The 15,341-nt window shown below is 66.7% G+C and carries 18 protein-coding genes; 8 read left to right on the top strand and 10 right to left on the bottom strand.

Features of this window, described 5'->3' with window-relative positions; translation table 11 throughout:
• Nucleotides 1-18: 18 nt before the first annotated feature.
• On the top strand, nt 19-2,667 hold the full coding sequence (gene alaS, locus DTQ71_RS10760) for an alanine--tRNA ligase (protein WP_109564301.1): 2,649 nt from the start codon (nt 19-21) through the stop codon (nt 2,665-2,667).
• Between the two features lie 60 nt (nt 2,668-2,727).
• Here the strand turns inward: alaS and DTQ71_RS10765 are convergent, their stop codons facing one another.
• Both DTQ71_RS10765 and DTQ71_RS10770 read right to left on the bottom strand, forming a co-directional pair.
• The gene (locus DTQ71_RS10765) at nt 2,728-3,057 is read right to left on the bottom strand and encodes a DMT family transporter (RefSeq protein ID WP_109564302.1); all 330 of its coding nucleotides are present in this window, start codon (nt 3,055-3,057) and stop codon (nt 2,728-2,730) included.
• A gap of 1 nt (nt 3,058) precedes the next feature.
• Nucleotides 3,059-3,703, bottom strand: coding sequence for a YitT family protein (locus tag DTQ71_RS10770; RefSeq protein WP_109564303.1), 645 nt, complete (start codon nt 3,701-3,703; stop codon nt 3,059-3,061).
• Between the two features lie 115 nt (nt 3,704-3,818).
• Between DTQ71_RS10770 and DTQ71_RS10775 the strand changes: the two genes are divergently transcribed.
• Nucleotides 3,819-4,478: a VPLPA-CTERM sorting domain-containing protein gene (locus DTQ71_RS10775; protein WP_109564304.1), complete on the top strand. Its 660-nt coding sequence runs from the start codon at nt 3,819-3,821 to the stop codon at nt 4,476-4,478.
• 44 nt (nt 4,479-4,522) lie between these two features.
• Here the strand turns inward: DTQ71_RS10775 and DTQ71_RS10780 are convergent, their stop codons facing one another.
• From DTQ71_RS10780 to DTQ71_RS10795, 4 genes are all read right to left on the bottom strand, one after another.
• Entirely contained in the window at nt 4,523-5,731 is a 1,209-nt protein-coding gene (locus tag DTQ71_RS10780; protein WP_109564305.1) for an NADP-dependent isocitrate dehydrogenase, read from the bottom strand.
• Between the two features lie 367 nt (nt 5,732-6,098).
• Complete coding sequence (locus DTQ71_RS10785) at nt 6,099-6,692, bottom strand: HD domain-containing protein (protein WP_342768119.1); 594 nt, start codon at nt 6,690-6,692, stop codon at nt 6,099-6,101.
• Complete coding sequence (locus DTQ71_RS23775; RefSeq protein WP_174900358.1) at nt 6,685-7,203, bottom strand: hypothetical protein; 519 nt, start codon at nt 7,201-7,203, stop codon at nt 6,685-6,687. The genes DTQ71_RS10785 and DTQ71_RS23775 overlap by 8 nt, the downstream gene beginning before the upstream one ends.
• Nucleotides 7,204-7,260: 57 nt before the next feature.
• Nucleotides 7,261-7,914: an alpha/beta hydrolase gene (locus DTQ71_RS10795; RefSeq protein WP_109564307.1), complete on the bottom strand. Its 654-nt coding sequence runs from the start codon at nt 7,912-7,914 to the stop codon at nt 7,261-7,263.
• A 108-nt stretch (nt 7,915-8,022) separates the two neighbouring features.
• Here DTQ71_RS10795 and iscR point away from each other — a divergent pair, with 108 nt between their 5' ends.
• Entirely contained in the window at nt 8,023-8,481 is a 459-nt protein-coding gene (iscR, locus tag DTQ71_RS10800) for a Fe-S cluster assembly transcriptional regulator IscR (RefSeq protein WP_109564308.1), read from the top strand.
• Nucleotides 8,482-8,638: 157 nt separating this feature from the next.
• Here the strand turns inward: iscR and DTQ71_RS10805 are convergent, their stop codons facing one another.
• The gene (locus DTQ71_RS10805; RefSeq protein ID WP_109564309.1) at nt 8,639-8,854 is read right to left on the bottom strand and encodes a sulfurtransferase TusA family protein; all 216 of its coding nucleotides are present in this window, start codon (nt 8,852-8,854) and stop codon (nt 8,639-8,641) included.
• Between the two features lie 59 nt (nt 8,855-8,913).
• On the opposite strand from DTQ71_RS10805, the gene DTQ71_RS10810 reads away from it, so the two are divergent.
• A complete protein-coding gene (locus DTQ71_RS10810; protein WP_109564310.1) occupies nt 8,914-10,104 on the top strand; it encodes a hypothetical protein in 1,191 nt (396 codons plus the stop codon).
• A complete protein-coding gene (locus tag DTQ71_RS10815; RefSeq protein WP_109564311.1) occupies nt 10,101-11,447 on the top strand; it encodes a cytochrome P450 in 1,347 nt (448 codons plus the stop codon). The genes DTQ71_RS10810 and DTQ71_RS10815 overlap by 4 nt, the downstream gene beginning before the upstream one ends.
• A 96-nt stretch (nt 11,448-11,543) precedes the next feature.
• Here DTQ71_RS10815 and gpt read toward each other — a convergent pair whose 3' ends face one another.
• The 3 genes from gpt to fabI are packed head-to-tail and all read right to left on the bottom strand — an operon-like array spanning nt 11,544 to nt 13,491.
• Nucleotides 11,544-12,047 (bottom strand): xanthine phosphoribosyltransferase, encoded by a 504-nt coding sequence (gene gpt, locus DTQ71_RS10820; protein ID WP_109564312.1) that lies wholly within the window; start codon nt 12,045-12,047, stop codon nt 11,544-11,546.
• A gap of 14 nt (nt 12,048-12,061) precedes the next feature.
• On the bottom strand, nt 12,062-12,676 hold the full coding sequence (locus DTQ71_RS10825; protein ID WP_109564313.1) for a LysE family translocator: 615 nt from the start codon (nt 12,674-12,676) through the stop codon (nt 12,062-12,064).
• Nucleotides 12,676-13,491, bottom strand: coding sequence for an enoyl-ACP reductase FabI (fabI, locus tag DTQ71_RS10830; RefSeq protein ID WP_109564314.1), 816 nt, complete (start codon nt 13,489-13,491; stop codon nt 12,676-12,678). The genes DTQ71_RS10825 and fabI overlap by 1 nt, the downstream gene beginning before the upstream one ends.
• 69 nt (nt 13,492-13,560) lie before the next feature.
• Between fabI and pdxH the strand changes: the two genes are divergently transcribed.
• From pdxH to DTQ71_RS10845, 3 genes are all read left to right on the top strand, one after another.
• The gene (gene pdxH / locus DTQ71_RS10835) at nt 13,561-14,160 is read left to right on the top strand and encodes a pyridoxamine 5'-phosphate oxidase (RefSeq protein WP_109564315.1); all 600 of its coding nucleotides are present in this window, start codon (nt 13,561-13,563) and stop codon (nt 14,158-14,160) included.
• 167 nt (nt 14,161-14,327) lie between these two features.
• A complete protein-coding gene (locus tag DTQ71_RS10840) occupies nt 14,328-14,873 on the top strand; it encodes a cold-shock protein (RefSeq protein ID WP_109564316.1) in 546 nt (181 codons plus the stop codon).
• Nucleotides 14,852-15,325, top strand: coding sequence for a DUF192 domain-containing protein (locus tag DTQ71_RS10845; RefSeq protein WP_109564317.1), 474 nt, complete (start codon nt 14,852-14,854; stop codon nt 15,323-15,325). The genes DTQ71_RS10840 and DTQ71_RS10845 overlap by 22 nt, the downstream gene beginning before the upstream one ends.
• Nucleotides 15,326-15,341: the final 16 nt, after the last annotated feature.

Genomic DNA, 15,341 nt, shown 5'->3' on the forward strand with positions numbered 1-15,341 from the left:
CCCAAGGATCCCGGACCGATGCCCAGCCTGAACGACATCCGCACGACTTTCCTCGATTATTTTGAGGCGAAGGGCCACGCCAAGGTCGACAGCTCTCCCTTGGTTCCGCGCAACGACCCGACATTGATGTTCACCAATTCGGGCATGGTGCAGTTCAAGAACCTCTTCACCGGTCAGGAGACGCGCGATTACGTCCGCGCGACCACGGCGCAGAAATGCGTCCGCGCGGGCGGCAAGCACAACGATCTCGACAATGTCGGCTACACCGCGCGGCATCATACGTTCTTTGAAATGCTGGGTAATTTCAGCTTCGGGGATTACTTCAAGGACGACGCGATCGCCTTCGCCTGGGAGCTGATCACCAAGGAGTTCGGGATCGATCCGTCCCGTCTGCTGGTCACGATCTACCATACCGACGACGAGGCCCACGCCATCTGGAAGAAGGTCGCCGGCTTGCCGGACGACCGGATCATTCGGATCGCCTCGGACGACAATTTTTGGCGGATGGGCCCGACCGGACCTTGTGGCCCTTGTACGGAGATCTTCTACGATCACGGCGACCAGATCCCGGGCGGCCCGCCGGGCAGCCCCGAGGAAGATGGCGACCGGTTCATCGAGATCTGGAACCTCGTTTTCATGCAGAACGAGCAGTTCGCCGACGGCCGGCTGGAGCCGCTCGACATGCAGTCCATCGATACCGGCATGGGGCTGGAGCGGATTGGCGCGCTTCTGCAGGGCAAGCACGACAATTATGATACCGACCTGATGCGGGCGCTCATCGAAGCCAGTGCGCAGGCCATCCGCACAGATCCCGATGGGCCCACGAACGTGCATCACCGGGTCATCGCGGATCACCTGCGGGCGACCGGTTTCCTGATCGCGGACGGGGTGATGCCGTCGAACGAGGGCCGCGGCTACGTGCTGCGCCGCATCATGCGGCGGGCGATGCGCCACGCGCATCAGGCTGGCGCGTCCGAGCCGGTCATGCACCGCCTCGTCCCTGCGCTGGTGCATCAGATGGGGGGGCATTACGGTGAGTTGCGGCGGGCGCAGCCGCTGATCGAGGAAACTCTCCGTGGCGAGGAGGAGCGGTTCCGCAGCACGCTGGACCGTGGCTTGCGCCTGTTGGAGGACGAGGTTGCGCGCCTTCCGGATGGGGGCACGCTGCCGGGTGAGGCGGCGTTCAAGCTCTACGACACCTATGGGTTCCCGCTGGACCTGACGCAGGACGCTCTGCGCGAGAAGGGGTTGAAGGTCGATCTGGCCGGCTTCGAGGCCGCCATGGCCGAGCAGAAGGCCCGCGCCCGGGCGGCATGGTCCGGATCGGGGGAACAGGCGGATGCGGCGATCTGGCTCGACCTTGCGGACCGCCACGGCACGACGGAGTTCCTTGGCTACGACACGGAACAGGCCGAGGGGCATATCATCGCGCTCGTCCGGGACGGGGCCGAGGTCGAATTCGCTTCCGCCGGCGAGACTGTGACCGTGATCGTGAACCAGACGCCGTTTTATGCCGAGGCCGGCGGTCAGGTCGGCGATACCGGTCGCATTCGCGTCGGGGAGGCGGTGCTCCGCGTGACCGACACCAAGAAGGTGGCCGGTCTTTTCCTGCACATGGCCGAGGTCGAAAGCGGCGAGGTCGTGGCTGGGCAGACCGCTAAGATGGAGGTGGATCACGCCCGGCGAAGCGCGATCCGCGCGAACCACTCGGCCACGCATCTTCTGCATGAGGCGCTGCGCTCGGCGCTCGGCGACCATGTGGCGCAGCGCGGCTCTCTCAATGCCGAGGACCGCTTGCGCTTTGATTTCAGCCACGGGAACGCGCTGACGTCCGAGGAACTGGCGCGGGTCGAGGCGGATGTGAACCGCTACATTCGCCAGAACTCCGAGGTCTCCACGCGGATCATGGAGCCCGACGCGGCGCGGGATCTGGGGGCGCAGGCGCTCTTCGGTGAGAAATATGGCGACGAGGTGCGGGTCGTGTCCATGGGCCGTGCCGAAGGCTCCGGCAAGGGGACCGATGGGGCGACCTATTCGATCGAGCTTTGCGGCGGCACCCATGTGGCCCGGACCGGTGAGATCGGCGCGTTCGTGGCGCTTGGGGATCAGGCCTCTAGCGCCGGGGTGCGCCGGATCGAGGCGCTGACCGGCCAGCCCGCGATGGACTATCTGCGCGCGCAGGACCATCGGATGGCGGAACTTGCCAATCTCTTCAAGGCGCAGCCTGAGGAAGTCGGCGACCGGGTCCGCGGGCTTTTGGAAGAGCGCCGCGCCTTGCAGGCCGAGGTCGCCAGGCTGCGTCGTGAGGCGGCCATGGGCTCCGGCTCCGAGGTCAAGGAAATCAACGGCATGAAGGCCGTTCTCAAGGTTGTCTCGGGGGTCTCGGGCAAGGATCTGGGGCCGCTGATCGATCAGCAGAAGCAGTCGCTGGGCTCCGGTATCGTGGCGCTCATCGCGGATACGGGCGCCAAGCCGGCCGTCGCCGTGGGCGTGACCAAGGACCTGACCGACCGTGTGAGCGCCGTCGATCTCGTCAAGGCCGCGGTCGAGGCGCTCGGCGGGCGGGGCGGCGGTGGACGGCCCGAGATGGCGCAAGGTGGCGGGGCGGATATTGCCCAGGCCGATGCGGCGCTCGCCGCGGTCGAAGCGGTGATTGCCGGGGCCTGACCGGCCCCGCCATGCCGCCTGGCGCCGGAGCGCGGCGCGGCGTAAATGCCCGGTCGCCCCTCAGTGCCCAGTCGTGTTCGAAAAGACCTGCATCACCACGATCCCCGCAATAATCAGGACCAGGCCGATCATTGCCGGCGCATCCAGCCGCTGACCGAACCAGAGCCACCCGATCGTCGCTATGAAGACGATCCCCAGGCCCGACCAGATCGCATAGGCGATGCCCACAGGGATCGTCCGCAGCACCTGCGCGAGCAGGTAGAAGGAGACCGCATAGGCGAGGGCGGTCACGACCGATGGGACGAGGCGGGTGAAACCTTCGGAGAGCTTGAGGGCCGAGGTCCCGACGGTCTCGGCCAGGATCGCAAGAACGAGATAGAGCCAGGGCATGTCAGCGTCCGATATAGCGGTCGTGGCGATGGTTCACCGCGACAATCAGGTTCACGATCACCGCGCCGAGCAGCGACGCGGCGACCAGCCAGGGGTCGAGGACCAGGAGGGCCACCGCGAAGAGGGCCGCGTCGAATCCCAACTGCACCCAGCCCGCGCGAATCCCCGCCCGTTCCTGCAACCAGAGCGCCAGGATGCCGATGCCGCCCAGCGATGCGCCATGGCGAAAGATCACCAGCAGCCCCACGCCGATCACGCTGCCCGCCAGGGCCGAGGCCACCCAGGGCGACAGGCTTTCGATGATCAGCACCGCGGGGAGCGCTGAGGAGAAGACCGAGACGAGTGTGACCGCGATGACCGTCTTGGCGACGAAACGCGGTCCGAGACGGAGCCAGCCCAGGATGTAGAAGGGCAGGTTGAGCAGGAAGAACCACAAGCCGAAAGACCCGCCGGAGAGGTAGCTTAGGAGCACGCCGAGCCCCGCGGTCTGGCCGGTGATCAGGCCATCGGCCCGCAGCAGATGGACCCCGAGCGCGCAGAGCGCCGCGCCCAGCACGAGGGACTGCGCATCCTCTAGCGCCGTATGCGCCAGGGAGGGGGGGAGGTCTGCGGCGCCCTGGTCCTGGGCGGGCTGCTTGGCGGTCATCGCTGTGGGCTAGTCTTGGGGGGCGCGGAAGTCCAGCGCGCTCCTGTGTCCCAAAAAGCTTGCCCTTTTGCGCCTAATTGTCCCTAATTTGGGGATAGGTTTTTGGGGAGGAACCATGCTCTTGCGATTTGCAGCTATTGTCGCGTTCGTCGCCGGCTCTGTCGGCGCGCAGGCTGCGACGCTTTCGCTCTCTCCGACCGCAGACGGTTCGATGCGTGTCAACATCAACGGCACGGCCATCAACGAAACGGATCCGACGGTCACCACCCTGCGATCCGGCGCCACCAACGACGGTCGCGGTTTCTTCATCTTCGATCTCAGCGGCATCGCGGCCGGCTCTACGATCGGAGCGGCGACGTTCGGGGCGACCTTCACCGGCACCCCAACGAATACGGTTAGCGATTTCGCGCTCCGCTTGGATGCGTTCGGTGGCGACGGCATCATCGATACGAGCGATTACGCCGCGACCGCCTCGCGATTCTACGACGTGACGCGGCCGCGCACCGAGGTGACGGCCGGCGACCGGCTCGAGGTGAGTGCCTCGCTGCTGTCGCAGGCAGTGCAGGGCGCACTCACGACGGGTTTCCTGACGGTTCGGTCTTCGACAGCGAATTTCGCGACGATCAACTTCGCGTCCTCGGAGAACACGACGTATAATGCGCCGAGCCTGTCCATCGAATTCACGCCCCCGGCGGAGGTGCCGCTCCCGGCGGGCGGGGTGCTGCTCCTCGGTGCGCTTGGCGCGGCGGTCCTGCTGCGGCGCCGCAGGGGCTGATCCGAAGCGGTGCGGACGCCCGAAGGCGCCCGCACCGGGTCGGCTCAGAGCGCGGCCTGGAGGTTCTCGTCGACCTTCTCGAGGAAGCCCATCGTGGTGAGCCACTTCTGATCGGGGCCGACCAGCAGGGCGAGGTCCTTGGTCATGAACCCGCTCTCGACCGTGTCCACGACGACCTTTTCCAGCGTCTGGGCAAAGGTCATCAGCTGGGCGTTGTCATCCAGCTTGGCGCGGTGCTTGAGCCCGCCCGTCCAGGCGAAGATCGACGCGATGGAGTTGGTCGAGGTCTCCTTGCCGGCCTGGTGCTGGCGGTAGTGGCGGGTGACGGTGCCGTGGGCGGCCTCGGCCTCCACGATCTTGCCGTCGGGCGTCATCAGCGCCGAGGTCATCAGGCCCAGCGAGCCGAAGCCCTGCGCGACCGTGTCGGACTGCACGTCGCCGTCATAGTTCTTACAGGCCCAGACATAGCCGCCGGACCACTTCATCGCCGAGGCGACCATGTCGTCGATCAGGCGGTGCTCGTAGGTGAGGCCGGCTTCCTTGAACTTATCCGCGAATTCTTCGTCGAAGACCTTCTGGAACAGGATCATGAACTGGCCGTCATACTGCTTCAGGATCGTGTTCTTGGTGGACAGGTAGACGGGATAGCCGCGCTGCAGGCCGTAATTGAACGACGCGCGCGCGAAATCCATGATCGACTGGTCGAGGTTGTACATCGACATGAACACGCCCGAGGAGGGGGCCTTGAAGACCTCGTGCTCCTCGACGGTGCCGTCCTCGCCGACGAACTTCATCGACAGCGTGCCCGGGCCGGGGAATTTCATGTCGGTGGCGCGATACTGATCGCCGAAAGCGTGGCGGCCGATGACGATAGGCTGGGTCCAGCCAGGGACGAGGCGCGGCACGTTCTTGCAGATGATCGGCTCGCGGAAGACGACGCCGCCCAGGATGTTGCGGATCGTACCGTTCGGGCTGCGCCACATCTTCTTGAGGCCGAACTCTTCAACGCGGGCCTCGTCGGGCGTGATCGTGGCGCATTTCACGCCGACGCCGATCTCCTTGATCTTCTCGGCGGCGTCGATGGTGATCTGGTCGTCGGTCGCGTCCCGCGACTCGATGCCGAGATCGTAGTAGAGCAGGTCCACGTCGAGATAGGGCAGGATCAGCTTGTCCTTGATGAACTGCCAGATGATGCGGGTCATCTCGTCGCCGTCGAGCTCGACGACGGGGTTCTCTACCTTGATCTTGGTCATGTGTGGGCCTCCGGTCCGGTGTTCTGATTGCGCGTCTAGCGCAGGCCGAGCCGTGGTTCCAGTGTCGTATGCGATGGCATACCGAAAATGAAAGCGGCCCGGCCGTAACCTTGGCCGGGCCTGCCACCCTCGCCATACGTTGCAGGCACTAGAGGGCGGGTGAAGGGGCCACCTCTCGATGACCCAGCGTATTTAGATGAGACCCGCTTGACGCGGGCGGGGCGGAGTAAGGGTTTGTCGTCAGGCGATTGGCCCGCCAGGTCGGAGCAATCCGGGTGATGGAACCCGTTCCGTTGACGGCTCAGAGGCGATGCCATCAGCCGGTCACGTTCCGGGGACGTTTCCGATGCGTTTGCGTCAGATTGGTTCAGTCTTTGGTGAAAAAACGCGCAATTCGGGGCGAGAGCCACGCCCAGAGACTCGGCGCGCCGTTCGATATGCGGGTGCCGACCCGCCTGCGGACCATCTCCGCGTCCACGTTGTAGGTCGTCCAGGACCCGCCGCCGGTCGCAAGGTTGAGATTGGGCGGCTGGAATCGGTCCAATGCCTTGGCGAAGCGGGCATCGAGCGTCTCGTTGGCCTCGAACTCGTCCCACAGCGCGCGGAAGGCCGCGCCCTGATCGGGCGGCAGCAGGCCGAAGATGCGGTCGGCGGCGCGGGTCTCGGCCGCGGCCTGCGCCGCGCTATCCTCGGCCCCGTCCGCGAAGAAGGGCAGGTCGCCCGAGTCGATCTCCACGAGGTCATGAAGCAGCAGCATCCGGATGACGCGGTCGATCGAGACCCCCTCGGGCGCCTCGTCGGACAGGGTCATCGCGAAGAGCGCGAGATGCCAGGAATGCTCGGCCGAGTTCTCCATCCGCGCGCCGTCGACGGTCCAGGTGGCGCGCTCCACTGCCGTCAGGCGCCCGGCCTCCATGAGGAAGGCCATGCGCGCATCCAGCGGATCGGTTCCGTCAGCCAAGGCGGGGATCGGACTTGACCTCGGGCACGGCGCGGCGTCCGCGGCGGGCGGCGCCATCGGCCTCGGCGCGGCGGGCCTCTTCGGCGGCTTCGCGTTCGGCCTTGCGGCGCTCCAGCAATTCGCGGGCGCGCTGCGCGGCCCGGGTGGTTTTGGGGGCTTCGGCCTCCGTCGCCTCCGCGGCCTCTGCGTCTGCTTCGGGTGAAGCCGCCTGCTCGTGCTCCGCCTCCGCCTCCGGCTCGGGCGGGATGGTCGGCTGTGGCGCGGCCGCCGGCTTGGCCGGCTCGTCGGCCGGGCGCCGAGCAATCTCCTCCGCGCGCGCGGCCAGCATCTGATTGGCCCGGATCGCGGCCCGCTGCACCCGCACCGAGGTCACGAACGCCTCCTGCAAGGTCTGGGAACTGTCGCCCAGCGACTTGGAGATCAACGTGATGATGTCCTCGTCGCCCGTCGCCTCGATATGGGCGATCACGGCGGCGGCCAGTTTGTCGGCGGTCTCTTCGGCTATGCCCATGGCGTCCTCCGGATACCGGAGGAGGCTAGCGGTCTCTCCACCGGGTGCAAGCCCCGCTCAGCGCGTGGTCTCCGTAAGCCGGCGAGATACATACTGCTTCACCTCTTCGATCATCGGATCCATCATCGGATCTTCGAAGAAGTGGCCCGCGCCATCCATCTCCTTGTGGGTGATGGTGATGCCCTTCTGCTCGTGCAGCTTGTTGACCAGCGCGGTGGTGTCCGCTGGCGGCGCCACGCGGTCGGCGCTGCCGTTGATGATCAGGCCGGAGGAGGGGCAGGGGGCGAGGAAGCTGAAATCGTAGCGGTCCGCAGGCGGCGAAACCGAGACGAAGCCGGTGAATTCGGGCCGCCGCATCAGCAGCTGCATCCCGATCCAGGCCCCGAAGGAGAAGCCCGCGACCCAGCAATGCTTGGAATTCGGGTTCATTGACTGGAGATAGTCGAGCGCCGCAGCCGCATCCGACAGTTCTCCGATGCCTTGGTCGTATTCACCCTGGCTGCGGCCCACGCCGCGGAAGTTGAAGCGCAGGACCGTGAAGCCCAGAGAGTGGAAGGCGTAGTGGAGGTTGTAGACCACGCGGTTGTTCATCGTCCCGCCGAATTGCGGATGCGGATGCAGGACGATCGCGATGGGCGCGTCCTTGACCTTCTGCGGGTGGTAGCGGCCTTCGAGGCGGCCGTCCGGGCCGGGGAAGATCACTTCGGGCATCGTTGCTCCTCGTGCGGGGTTCGTCTGGGTGCGGCGTGGCAAAGTCTTGCCGAGCGCGGCCTGCCAGAGGTAAGCGCGAGGAGCGAGAACGTCAATTGGGAGGGCGCCATGAAGCTGAGCACCAAGGGGCGCTATGCCATGGTCGCCTTGGCCGATCTGGCGATGCAGCCCGAAGGCAAGCTCTCGGCCTTGGCCGAGGTCTCCGCCCGCCAGGACATCTCGCTGCCTTATCTGGAGCAGCTCTTCGTCAAGTTGCGGCGGGCGGATCTGGTCACCTCGGTCCGCGGCCCCGGGGGCGGGTATCGCCTGGCACGGCCCGCCACGGAGATCCGCGTCTCCGACATCCTGGAGGCGGTCGACGAGACCGTCAGCGCGATGCAGCCGGGCGCGGGCGCGAAGGGCGGCGTCTCCGGCTCGCGCGCGCAGTCCATGACGAACAGGCTATGGGAGTCGCTCTCGGCGCATGTCTATGTGTTCTTGCACCAGACACGCCTGTCCGATGTGGTCCGCAATGAGCTGACTCCCTGTCCGGCGGTGCCCCATCTGTTCCAGTTGGTGGACGAATAGGGGCGGCTTAATCGGTCGGGGTCCGGGCTGACGGCGGCGCCTGCCGGACGGGCGGGACCGGGGGCCAGCCCCCGGACCCCCGGGATATTTGAGCAGGGAAGAAAAGGCGAGCGGTTCGGAGAGCTTAGGGGCGGTGACCTGTCCGCTCGGGGCGGCCTTAACCCTTCCTCAAAGCGAATCTGTGACCCTCGACGCCGAGGAATTCGTGCCCGGCCTCGGCGCAGAAATGCGGCACGTCCACATGTGCGGCCGGGTCGTCGGCCAGCAGATCCACGCGGGCGCCCTTGGGCAAGCTCTGCATCCGTTTGCGCAGGCGCAGCACCGGCAGGGGGCAAAGCAGGCCGAGCGCGTCGACCTCAAGGTCGGGGTCCATTGTGAACTCCTTAATTTCGCCGCGGGGCCGTGGCAGGATCGCGCGCGAAAGGGCTAGCCATGACCGTCACGCGCCGTCGCGTCCTCTATATCCCGGGATACGACCCGTTCCACCCCCGCCGCTACCGGGAACTCTACCGCAAGGAAGGAGCCGCTCAGGCCGCGATATCGGGCTACACGATCTCGCAGAGGAAGGGCGCGGGCCCCTATTCCTGGGTGGTCGAGACGGAGATGGAAGGCGCGCGGACCGAAGCGCATGTGGAGGTGCTGGTCTGGTCCGATATCGTGTCGGACTCCATGTCTGGGACGCTGTGGGCGACTTATGCCGCGCTGTTCCGCACCGCCTGGACCTATATCGCCTCGGGCGCGCTCTGGCGGCTGGCCAAACTGCGCAAGGGGCCGGTGATCGCGGCGCTCTATCCGGTTGTGTTCCTGCTGCTTCAGGCGCTGGCCGCGCTGGCGGTTGTGGGGCTGGCCGTCCGCATCGGGGCCGGGTTCGGGGGGGGCGGGGCGTTGCTTGGGCTCGTGGCTGGGGCGGCGGGGGGCTATGGGCTGCTTCGCTGGTTCAAGGCCAAGGATTCCAAGGTCTTCGCCCATTACCTGATGCACGATTACGCCTTTTCGGCCCGCCTGCGCGGCGCCAACCCGCCGGAGCTGGAGGCGCGCATGGCCGTCTTCGGCGACCGCATCGCCGAGGCGCTCGGCGCGGATTGGGACGAAGTGCTGATCGTCGGCCATTCCTCGGGCGCGCATCTCGCGATCTCGGTCCTCGCGGACCTGATCCGTGCGGATCGGGTGCCCGAGGGGCGCTGTGCGCTGCTGACGCTGGGACATGTCGTCCCGATGGTCAGCTTCCTGCCCGAGGCCGGGCGGCTGCGCGCGGACCTGCACCTGATGGGCGCGCAGGACCGGATCGCCTGGATCGACGTGACCGCGCCGGGCGATGGCTGCGCCTTTGCGCTCTGCGATCCGGTCGCGGTGTCGGGCGTGGCTCCCGAGGGACAACGCTGGCCGCTGGTGATCTCGGCGGCCTTCACGAAGACGCTCTCGCCCGAGCGTTGGGCGCAACTGCGTCGCCGCTGGTTCCGTCTGCATTTCCAGTATCTTTGCGCCTTCGACCGACCGGGCGATTACGACTATTTCCGCATCACCGCGGGGCCGCAGAGGCTGGGCGATCGCTTTTCGGGCCGCAAGCCGAGTCCGTCACGCCTCACCGCGCCGATCAACCGGTACACGAGCCACGCCGCATGATTCCGCCCAAGCCCGTGTCCCGGCCGGACCGGGTCGGGTTGCTCGACTACGGGCGGCGGTTCCGCGCCGATATCCTGTCGGCGCAACCGGCACGGCTTTATGGGGCCTGGATGGCGGAGTTTCGAACGCCCTTCTTTCGCAGCTACATGATGAACGATCCGGCGCTCTTGGACCTGGTCCTGAAGGAGCGGCCCGACGACTTTCCCAAGTCGGACCGTATTCGCGAGGGGCTGGCCCCCCTGCTCGGCCGGTCCGTCTTCGTCACCAATGGCGCGGAATGGAAGCGCCAGCGCCGCATCATCGACCCGGCCTTCGGTCGCGGGCGCCTGAGGGAGGCGTTCCCGGCCATGCGGGATGCGGCCGAGGCCATGATCGCGCGCTTGCCCGCGGGGCCCATCGAGATCGAAGAGGCGGCCAGCTACGCCGCCGCCGATGTCATCTTCCGCACGCTCTTTTCGGTGCCGATCGAGGACAGGCTCGCGGCGCAGGTCTTCCGCGAGTTCCGCGCCTATCAGCGCAGCCAGCCCCTGCTGAACCTGGCTGCCCTGATCCCGCTGCCCCGCTGGTTGCCTCGCCCGCACCGCCGCCGCACGCGCGCGGCCGCGCGCGCCATTCGCGGGGCCATCGCCGCGTTGGTGGACCGACGCGCGGACGAAATCGCCCGCGGGGCAGCGCCGGACGACCTCGCCACCAAGATCATGACCTATCCTGACCCGGAGACGGGCCACCGCTTTGACGCGGCGGAGATGGTGGATCAGGTGGCGATCTTCTTCCTCGCCGGGCACGAGACCAGCGCCTCGGCGCTGGCCTGGGCGCTCTACCTGCTGGCGACGCACCCGGAGGCGCAGGCGCGGGTCGCGGCGGAGGGGCAGGGGGTCGACTGGGCGGGTCTCGCGTTTTCGGACCTGTCCCGCTTTGCCTTCACCCGCGATGTCTTCCGCGAGACGCTGCGGCTCTATCCTCCCGTGCCGATGATGGTGCGGGAGACGACCCGGCCCGAGACCTTCCGTGGCCGCGTCGCGCCGAAGGGGGCGCAATGCGTGCTAAGCCCCTGGCATCTGCATCGGCACACGCGCCTCTGGGCAGACCCGGACAGCTTCGACCCCGGGCGCTGGGGGCGGAGCGAAACCGTCGACAGCCAGCGCACGGCTTACCTGCCATTCAGCGCCGGGCCTCGGGTCTGTCCGGGGGCCGGCTTCGCGATGGCCGAAGGGGTTCTGCTGCTGGCACGGCTGGTCTCGGCCTTCGAAGTCGCGCCCGAGGGGCCGCCGCCGGTGCCGGTCGCGCATCTGACGGTCCGCGCGCGGGACGGGATAGGGCTGCGGCTTGCGCTGCGGGGGTAGGCGGGGAGATCCCCGCCCTACGAGGCCCCGCTCCCCCCGCTCAGGGCGCCCTTGATCTCCGATGCGCGTAGGGCGGGGGTCGTCCCGCCCCCTGTCTCAGGTGGTGCCGCGATAGGGCTCTACATATTGCAGCGCCATGTCCCAGGGGAAGAAGATCCAGGTGTCCTGGCTCACCCCGGTGATGAAGGTATCGACCATCGGCTCGCCCTTGGGCTTGGCGTAGACGGTGGCGAAATGCGCCTTGGGATACATCTTGCGGATGACTTCCAGCGTTTTGCCGCTGTCCACCAGATCGTCGATCACCAGGATTCCCGTGCCGTCGCCGACCATCCCCTCGTCGGGCTTGGAGAGGACCTGCGCCTCGCCTTGGGTCTGGTGGTCGTAGGACTTGATCGAGATCGTGTCGACGAGGCGGATGTCGAGCTCCCGCGCGACGATCATGGCGGGCGCCATGCCGCCGCGGGTCACGGCCACGATCGCCTTCCACGCGCCGTTATCCGGCCCGCGCCCGTCCAGCCGCCAGGCCAGCGCGCGGCTGTCGCGGTGGATCTGGTCCCAGCTGATGTGGAAGCCTTTCTCGTGGGGAAGCTGCGTGGCCATCGGGGCCTCCTAGATCAGGAAGTTGTGAGGAGCCGCAGGCCGAGCCCGCCCAACACCAGCGCGGTCACGCGGGAGATGGCAGGCTTGTAGGCCAGGTAGCGGGCCTGGACGGCCGGCCGGCTGAGAAGCGTCGCGAGGAGGCCATAGACCACCATTTCGAGCGCGATGTGGTTCAGCGTGATCGCGGTCATGGCCGCGGCGGACAGGCCCGGCGGAAAGATCACCAGCAGCACGCCGGCCGAGAAGAGGATCGACTTCGGATTGCCGAGGTTGAGCGCGAAGCCCCGCAGGAAGGCGCGATGCGACGAGATCGGCGGGGTCGCATCGACCGGCGCGAGCGCCGTCCGCCAAGTGTAGATCGCGAAGGCCAGGACCAGCAGCGCGCCGCCGATCTTGAGCACCGTGTAAGCGGCCGGCACGACGGTAAAGAGCGTCTCCAGCCCCAGCAGCGCGGCCAGCGTCCAGAGCCCGGCCATCACCGCGAGCCCCGCGCCGGTCAGCACTCCTTCGCGCCGCCCGCCGCGGAGCGAGGCCTGCACGCAGAGCACGAAGGCGGGACCCGGACCCAGCACCGCGACCAGCAGCGCGGCGTTGAACGCGAGGAGCGTGCCGAGACCGAGAGGCTCCATCAGCCGTCCTTCTTCTCCAGCGTCATGTCCGGCGCCTCCGGATTCTTCATGCCGATGACGTGATAGCCCGAATCCACATGGTGGATCGTGCCGGTCACGGCGGAACTCAGATCCGACAGCAAATACATCGCCGAGGCGCCCACCTCGTCGATGGTGACGGTGCGGCGCAACGGAGCATTGTTCTCGTTCCACTTCAGGATGTAGCGGAAATCGCCGATGCCCGAGGCGGCCAGCGTCTTGATCGTGCCCGCCGAGATCGCGTTTACGCGGATGCCGTCGCGGCCCAGATCTTCGGCGAGATACTGCACCGAGGATTCCAGCGCGGCCTTCGCCAGACCCATCACGTTGTAATGGGGCATGACCTTCTCGGCGCCGTAATAGGTCAGGGTCAGGGCCGACCCGCCTTCGGTCATCATCTTTTCGGCGCGCTGCATCACGGCGGTGAAGGAATAGACCGAGATGTTCATCGTCATCAGGAAGTTATCGAGCGACGTATCCAGATAGCGCCCGCGCAGTTCCGACTTGTCCGAAAATCCGATCGCGTGGACCACGAAGTCGAGCCGGTCCCAATGCTCGCGCAGACTGTCGAAGAGCGCGTCGATCGAGGCGCCCTCGGCAACGTCGCAGGGCAGCACGATCTCGGAGCCAACCTTTTCCGCCAGCGGTTTCACCCGCTTGAGCAGCGCGTCGCCCTGATAGCTGAATGCCAGCTCCGCGCCTTGCTCGGCGCAGGCCTTGGCGATGCCCCAGGCGATGGATTTGTCGTTCGCGAGACCCATGATGAGCCCCCGCTTGCCCGCCATGATGCCCGACATGTCAGCCCTCCGCTTGCGTCGCTCAGGGCTTTAGGCGATTGGCGGGGATGCGGCAAGAAGGGGGCGCGAATGACTGACAGGACCGGAATATTCGCGGGCGACGACCCGTTCGCCCTGGCGCGCGACTGGCTGGCCGAGGCCGAGAAGACCGAGCCGGAGGATGCGAACGCCATCGCGCTGGCCACCTCCGACGAATCTGGCTTGCCCAATGTCCGTATGGTGCTGCTCAAGGAGATCGAGGCGGATGCCTTCGTCTTCTACACGAATTTCGAGGGTAAGAAGGGCCAGGAGCTGGCCGCCAACCCTCAGGCGGCCTTCGTGATGCACTGGAAGTCCCTGCGTCGACAGATCCGGGTGCGCGGGCCCGTCGAGCGGGTCGAGGACGCCCAGGCGGATGCCTACTACAAATCGCGCAGCCTCCAGTCCCGGCTGGGCGCCTGGGCCTCGCAGCAATCGAGGCCGTTGGCGGGACGTGGCACTTTGATGGCGGAGGTGGCGAAAGTCACGGCGCAGAAGGGACCCGATCCCGCACGGCCGTCTTTCTGGGGCGGATTCCGTATCCGGCCGGTTGAAATCGAGTTCTGGGCGGACGGCCGATTCCGGTTGCACGACCGCTTCCGTTGGACGAAGGAAGCGGCCGGATGGACAACAATGCGGCTCTATCCGTAGGATTGGCGATCTCCTGCCGATAGTGTCACAAAAATAAACCAAAGACGCCGCGTCAGGCACATTGTCGCTTGTTTCGTTGGTACACCGGCGTAGTTAACAAGGCTTGGTCGGTAATTCGTCGCTGAGTTAAAGCGAGCTCTCGGTATCTGGACTTCGGGAAAAAGTAAGTGACGGATTCTACGCGCCCAAATTGGAATGCAGGTGACGAAGATGTCATCCATGGCCATGTAAAGTGGTTCGATGCGGCGCGCGGGTTCGGCTTCGTGGTCTCGCCGGCGGTCGATCGCGACATTTTGCTGCATATCAATGTCCTTCGTAACTTCGGGCAGGGCTCCATCGGAGACGGGAGCGGCGTCGCCTTGCGCGTTCAGCGCAGCGAGCGCGGTCTTCAGGCCACCGAGGTGCTGGAGATCGAAGAGCCGGACATCACCGCCGACCTGCCCAAGGACGGGCCGATCCCGGACTACCTTCAGCCGATCGACGATTCGCTGCCCTACCTGCCGGCGCGGGTGAAGTGGTTCGACAAGGCCAAGGGCTTCGGCTTCGCCAATGTGTTCGGCCGGACCGAGGACGTGTTCATCCATATCGAGGTTCTGCGCCGCTTCGGCCTTGCGGACCTCGCCCCCGGGGAGGCAGTCTGCCTGCGCGCCGTGGACGGCGCGCGCGGAAAGCTGGCCCTGGAGGTGCGGAGATGGGAATACTTCATCGAGTGATCGCGGCCGCGCTGGCCGTCGCGATCTCGGGACCGGCCCTTGCCGCCTGCGACCCGGGCCGCGTCGATTTGCGCGGAGATTTCGGCACGGTCCGCTTCCGCGTTGAGCTTGCGCTGACGCCCGAGGAGCAGGCGCGCGGCCTGATGTTCCGGGAGGAGATGGCGCGCATGGCGGGCATGCTCTTCGTCTATCCTCGCCAGCAGCGGCTGGCGTTCTGGATGCGCAACACGCTGATCCCGCTCGACATGATCTTCCTGGACGAGACCGGCACCGTCATCAACGTCCACGCCGAGGCGGTGCCGCTCGACGAGACGCCGATCCTGTCCGAGGCGCCGGGCCTCGCCGTGCTGGAGATCAATGGCGGCATGGCCGCGACCCTGGGCATCGGGCCGGGGGACGAATTGCGCTCGCCCGCCATGCCGCAAGACCGCGCGGCCTGGCCCTGCGAATAGCGCAACCCGGGACATC

The sequence above is a fragment of the Jannaschia seohaensis genome, assembly GCF_900116765.1.
GTDB classification, from domain to species: domain Bacteria; phylum Pseudomonadota; class Alphaproteobacteria; order Rhodobacterales; family Rhodobacteraceae; genus Jannaschia; species Jannaschia seohaensis.

Bases quoted from the DNA above. Each gene is read 5' to 3' on its own strand.
- alaS (WP_109564301.1), top strand. From the start codon at position 19: ATGCCCAGCCTGAACGACATCCGCACGACTTTCCTCGATTATTTTGAG.
- DTQ71_RS10765 (WP_109564302.1), bottom strand. From the start codon at position 3,057: ATGCCCTGGCTCTATCTCGTTCTTGCGATCCTGGCCGAGACCGTCGGG.
- DTQ71_RS10770 (WP_109564303.1), bottom strand. From the start codon at position 3,703: ATGACCGCCAAGCAGCCCGCCCAGGACCAGGGCGCCGCAGACCTCCCC.
- DTQ71_RS10775 (WP_109564304.1), top strand. From the start codon at position 3,819: ATGCTCTTGCGATTTGCAGCTATTGTCGCGTTCGTCGCCGGCTCTGTC.
- DTQ71_RS10780 (WP_109564305.1), bottom strand. From the start codon at position 5,731: ATGACCAAGATCAAGGTAGAGAACCCCGTCGTCGAGCTCGACGGCGAC.
- DTQ71_RS23775 (WP_174900358.1), bottom strand. From the start codon at position 7,203: ATGGGCATAGCCGAAGAGACCGCCGACAAACTGGCCGCCGCCGTGATC.
- DTQ71_RS10795 (WP_109564307.1), bottom strand. From the start codon at position 7,914: ATGCCCGAAGTGATCTTCCCCGGCCCGGACGGCCGCCTCGAAGGCCGC.
- iscR (WP_109564308.1), top strand. From the start codon at position 8,023: ATGAAGCTGAGCACCAAGGGGCGCTATGCCATGGTCGCCTTGGCCGAT.
- DTQ71_RS10805 (WP_109564309.1), bottom strand. From the start codon at position 8,854: ATGGACCCCGACCTTGAGGTCGACGCGCTCGGCCTGCTTTGCCCCCTG.
- DTQ71_RS10810 (WP_109564310.1), top strand. From the start codon at position 8,914: ATGACCGTCACGCGCCGTCGCGTCCTCTATATCCCGGGATACGACCCG.
- DTQ71_RS10815 (WP_109564311.1), top strand. From the start codon at position 10,101: ATGATTCCGCCCAAGCCCGTGTCCCGGCCGGACCGGGTCGGGTTGCTC.
- gpt (WP_109564312.1), bottom strand. From the start codon at position 12,047: ATGGCCACGCAGCTTCCCCACGAGAAAGGCTTCCACATCAGCTGGGAC.
- DTQ71_RS10825 (WP_109564313.1), bottom strand. From the start codon at position 12,676: ATGGAGCCTCTCGGTCTCGGCACGCTCCTCGCGTTCAACGCCGCGCTG.
- fabI (WP_109564314.1), bottom strand. From the start codon at position 13,491: ATGTCGGGCATCATGGCGGGCAAGCGGGGGCTCATCATGGGTCTCGCG.
- pdxH (WP_109564315.1), top strand. From the start codon at position 13,561: ATGACTGACAGGACCGGAATATTCGCGGGCGACGACCCGTTCGCCCTG.
- DTQ71_RS10845 (WP_109564317.1), top strand. From the start codon at position 14,852: ATGGGAATACTTCATCGAGTGATCGCGGCCGCGCTGGCCGTCGCGATC.